Origin of the sequence: Pseudomonas agronomica (genome assembly GCF_025917275.1) — a bacterium.
GTDB classification, from domain to species: Bacteria; Pseudomonadota; Gammaproteobacteria; order Pseudomonadales; family Pseudomonadaceae; genus Aquipseudomonas; species Aquipseudomonas agronomica.
The window spans coordinates 1-616 of sequence record NZ_JAOSHO010000987.1 but is presented as its reverse complement, the minus strand read 5'-3'; the positions used below and the strand labels follow the sequence as shown (position 1 = coordinate 616).

Sequence of the window (616 nt, the reverse complement as noted above, 5' to 3'; positions counted from 1 at the left end):
TGCGATTTTCCAGTTGATGAAGATGTTGGATGTACCGGCCTCTTCGCGGGCAAGCCCGCTCCCACAATGGAGCGCGGTACCTATCGCAACTCAACGATATCCAACGCTCGGTTTGCCAGCATCTCACTGAGCTCGATCATTTGCTGGACACCCAAGGCAAAGTGCCGCCGCGAGCCTTCCAGATCGAAGGCAAGATCGCTGAGCATGGCGTTGGCAGAGGCCAGGGTCTCGCTGAGGTTGGCCAGAAGGGTTTCGGTGGTTGCGCTCTCTACAACAGCGAACAATTGACTTGAGTTTTTTTTCTGCTTGGTTTGAGGCTTTGGGTCGAGATAGTGGTCGATGGCACGTTTGGCTGCTTCATCGAGTTTTTGAGGATCGAATTCAGGCGTGGCGTTGAACATAGATGACGCTCCATCGTTATGAAGGGTATTACGCGTCGTTTACTCAAGCGGGTTTCCAAGCCCGGCCGCTGAATTTGCAGCGGCGGGAAAAGCTTAACGACAGCGCTTCCCACCCGGCAACCGCCAGGACTCGTCGGAAAAGTCTGCGTCAATCGCAAAACTTGTCCGACCATTCCCACAAAACCAATCGGCCATCAGGCCGTCTTCGCGAGCAG

General features: G+C 54.7%; 1 protein-coding gene. It reads right to left on the bottom strand.

What is annotated here, in order from left to right:
* Nucleotides 1-80 precede the first annotated feature (80 nt).
* Nucleotides 81-401 carry a DUF6124 family protein gene (locus OC610_RS28525; RefSeq protein ID WP_264433086.1) on the bottom strand — a complete coding sequence of 107 codons (321 nt, stop codon included), beginning with the start codon at nucleotides 399-401 and terminating at the stop codon, nucleotides 81-83.
* Nucleotides 402-616 lie beyond the last annotated feature (215 nt).